This window comes from Pseudoalteromonas shioyasakiensis (assembly GCF_022398475.1).
In the GTDB taxonomy this organism is placed as follows: Bacteria; Pseudomonadota; Gammaproteobacteria; order Enterobacterales; family Alteromonadaceae; genus Pseudoalteromonas.
Window position 1 is genome coordinate 1 of record NZ_JAKEVM010000242.1, and the last position, 3,004, is coordinate 3,004.

Sequence of the window (3,004 nt, forward strand, 5' to 3'; positions counted from 1 at the left end):
AGTTTTAACACCATTTAACAAACGCTTTTAGCTCTTTGTAATAAACACACCTGCTCATTCAAAGCAGCAAAAAGCTAAATCTCTCGTTAACGCACTAACTTAGCGAGCACGGAATACGATGCGACCTTTCGATAAATCGTAAGGAGTCATTTCTACGGTTACTTTGTCGCCAGTTAAGATGCGGATGTAGTTTTTGCGCATTTTACCAGAGATATGAGCCACAACAACGTGACCATTTTCTAGCTCAACTCGGAACATTGTATTTGGTAAAGTATCAAGGACCGTACCTTGCATTTCGATTACGTCTTCTTTCGCCATGTTTAGCGTAACACCTCTTTAATAGTTAAACGCTGCAGATTTTGCCGAAAATACAGCAATAAGTAAAGCTACAGGGCTCAATTTTGTAAATTAAATCGCCAACCACTCGTCGCCAATGTGCTTTTGTGCAGGCAAAAATTGGGTTTTATATTTCATTTTAGTGCATTCGTCGATTTGGTAACCTAAATAGACAAATTGTTTTGCTTGTTGTTTTGCAAATTTAATTTGTTCCATGATCATGATGCTACCAATACTGTATTGCTCATAATCAGGGTCAAAAAAGGTATAAATCGCTGATAGGGCATTGGTCATGCAATCGGTTACCGCGACAGCAACTAATTTATCGCCATCTCTTAACTCTATGAACGTAACGGGTAGCCACTGGCAAAACAAAAAGCTTTCGTACTGACTTTGATCAGGCGGAAACATTGAACCATCTTGATGCCTTTGCGTGATGTATTTGCAATATAACGGGTAATATTCTGCGCGTTCGTATTCACTATAACTGACTGTGAAAACCTTATTTGCTTTATTTAATTTGCGCTTTTGCGATTTTGAAGGGGTAAATTGTTGGGCCAAAACGCGCACTGAATTACAGGCATTACAAATAGGGCAATGTGGACGATAGATTTGGTCGCCACTGCGCCTAAAACCCAATGCTAATAACTGTTCAAATTTATCAGGGCAATAACAACTTGGGTCAAGTATAACAAGTAGTTGCTCCTGACGGTCGGGTAAATAACTGCAATCAAATTGCTGGCTTAAACCAAGCCTAGCGGGTAAGTGCTCAGTCATAAATATTAATCAACTCTTGTGGTTGCCACATATCTTTTTTAGGCACATAACTGTGCGCTAATTTAAGTCTAGTTAAAAATTCTCTGCGTGGGATAACTTTTGCACCTAAAGTGATTAAATAAGGGTTTTCTAGTTGGCAATCGATAAAATGGGCTTGGTGTTTTTTAAGCCAATTAACTAATGCCCACATCGCCAGCTTTGAGCCATTACTGACTTGATGAAACATTGATTCACCACAAAATATGCCATTTTGCATAATGCCATAGAGACCAGCTACGAGTTCATCTTGGTGCCATATTTCAAGGCTGTGTGCTAAACCCTGATGGTGCGCTTCAATGTAGGCATGCATCATTTGCTCAGTGATCCATGTACCTTCTGCATCGATACGTTGCTCACGACAAGCATTGATAACGTGGGCAAATGCGTGATTAATAGTGACACGCACAGGAAAACGCTTTAAATGCTTTTTTAAACTGCGACTAACATGAAATTCATTAAGCTCAATAACACCACGCATGCTAGGTGACCACCACATAATAGGCTCATAGTCACTAAACCAAGGGAAAATACCGGTGTTATAGGCATTTTTAATGCGCTCAACTGATAAATCCCCGCCAATTGCCAACAGGCCATCGGGTTCATCAAGGGCAAGTTTTGGGTCTGGAAAATCAACAGTCTCGGGCGAGAGTTGGTACAGTTGCTTGATCATATCAGCGTATCGTTGTTATTTGCTCTGATTTTAACAAAAATTTAGCTATAAAAAAGGGGCTGTTTACAACAGCCCCTAGTATTTAGTGCTTTAGATCAACTATTTTATAGGTTATCTAAGAAGCGTTCTGCATCAAGTGCAGCCATACAACCCGTACCTGCTGATGTGATTGCTTGACGATAAATGTGATCAGACACGTCACCTGCAGCAAATACACCTGGTACGCTTGTTTGTGTTGCGTTACCGTTTAAACCAGACTGAACGACTAAATAGCCGTCTTTCATTTCTAGCTGACCTTCAAACATGTCAGTGTTTGGCTTATGGCCAATTGCAATGAATACACCGGCAAGATCTAAGTTTTCAGTTTCTTCAGAATCAGTTGCTTTAATACGGATGCCAGTTACGCCCATTTCGTCACCAAGTACTTCATCCAAAGTGCGATTATAATGTAAAACAACGTTACCGTTTTCAGCTTTTTCTTTTAAACGATCAGCTAAGATTTTTTCACTACGGAAGCTGTCACGACGATGTATAACGTGAACTTCATCAGCGATATTTGATAAGTAAAGTGCTTCTTCAACAGCAGTGTTACCACCGCCTACAACCGCTACTTTTTGACCACGGTAGAAGAAACCATCACAGGTTGCACAAGCAGAAACACCACGACCTTGGAAGTTAGTCTCTGATTCTAAACCTAAGTATTTAGCCGACGCGCCTGTTGCGATAATTAATGCATCACACGTATATGTGCCTGAGTCACCAGTTAAAGTGAAAGGGCGCTTTGAAACATCAACTTTATTAATGTGATCAAAAACAATTTCAGTCTCGAAACGTTCAGCATGCTCTTTCATACGGTCCATTAATGCAGGACCTGTTAAACCGTGTGCATCGCCAGGCCAGTTTTCAACTTCAGTGGTTGTCGTTAATTGACCACCTTGCTGAATACCAGTGATAAGAACAGGGTTAAGGTTGGCACGTGCTGCGTATACCGCTGCCGTGTAACCAGCTGGGCCAGAACCTAAGATTAATAGTTTACAGTGTTTTGCGTCACTCATGGTTTTTCCTAAAAACGTTTCAATACGATGTCTATGCGCCCGATTCTAAGAAAAACAAGGCGGATGTAAACAAAAGCCCTGATTATTTTTTTAGTCAAATCGTTAAGCTGTCAAATAATCCTTACTT

4 protein-coding genes are annotated in these 3,004 nt (G+C 40.5%); all 4 read right to left on the bottom strand.

Translation table 11 applies throughout. The annotated features are described in order from the left end of the window. Nucleotides 1-99: 99 nt before the first annotated feature. The 4 genes from infA to trxB all read right to left on the bottom strand — a co-directional run bounded on the left by infA (nt 100) and on the right by trxB (nt 2,877). Nucleotides 100-318 carry a translation initiation factor IF-1 gene (infA, locus tag L1D51_RS21040; RefSeq protein ID WP_002962494.1) on the bottom strand — a complete coding sequence of 73 codons (219 nt, stop codon included), beginning with the start codon at nt 316-318 and terminating at the stop codon, nt 100-102. A 90-nt stretch (nt 319-408) separates the two neighbouring features. Then, nucleotides 409-1,113 carry an arginyltransferase gene (locus L1D51_RS21045; protein ID WP_054551468.1) on the bottom strand — a complete coding sequence of 235 codons (705 nt, stop codon included), beginning with the start codon at nt 1,111-1,113 and terminating at the stop codon, nt 409-411. Continuing rightward, a complete protein-coding gene (gene aat / locus L1D51_RS21050; protein WP_239964777.1) occupies nt 1,106-1,822 on the bottom strand; it encodes a leucyl/phenylalanyl-tRNA--protein transferase in 717 nt (238 codons plus the stop codon). Before aat ends, L1D51_RS21045 begins: the two co-directional genes overlap by 8 nt. Nucleotides 1,823-1,926: 104 nt before the next feature. Next, nucleotides 1,927-2,877 (bottom strand): thioredoxin-disulfide reductase, encoded by a 951-nt coding sequence (gene trxB / locus L1D51_RS21055; RefSeq protein WP_054551466.1) that lies wholly within the window; start codon nt 2,875-2,877, stop codon nt 1,927-1,929. Between the last annotated feature and the right edge of the window lie 127 nt (nt 2,878-3,004).

Coding starts and splice junctions, on each gene's coding strand:
- infA (WP_002962494.1), bottom strand. CDS start 318: ATGGCGAAAGAAGACGTAATCGAAATGCAAGGTACGGTCCTTGATACT.
- L1D51_RS21045 (WP_054551468.1), bottom strand. CDS start 1,113: ATGACTGAGCACTTACCCGCTAGGCTTGGTTTAAGCCAGCAATTTGAT.
- aat (WP_239964777.1), bottom strand. CDS start 1,822: ATGATCAAGCAACTGTACCAACTCTCGCCCGAGACTGTTGATTTTCCA.
- trxB (WP_054551466.1), bottom strand. CDS start 2,877: ATGAGTGACGCAAAACACTGTAAACTATTAATCTTAGGTTCTGGCCCA.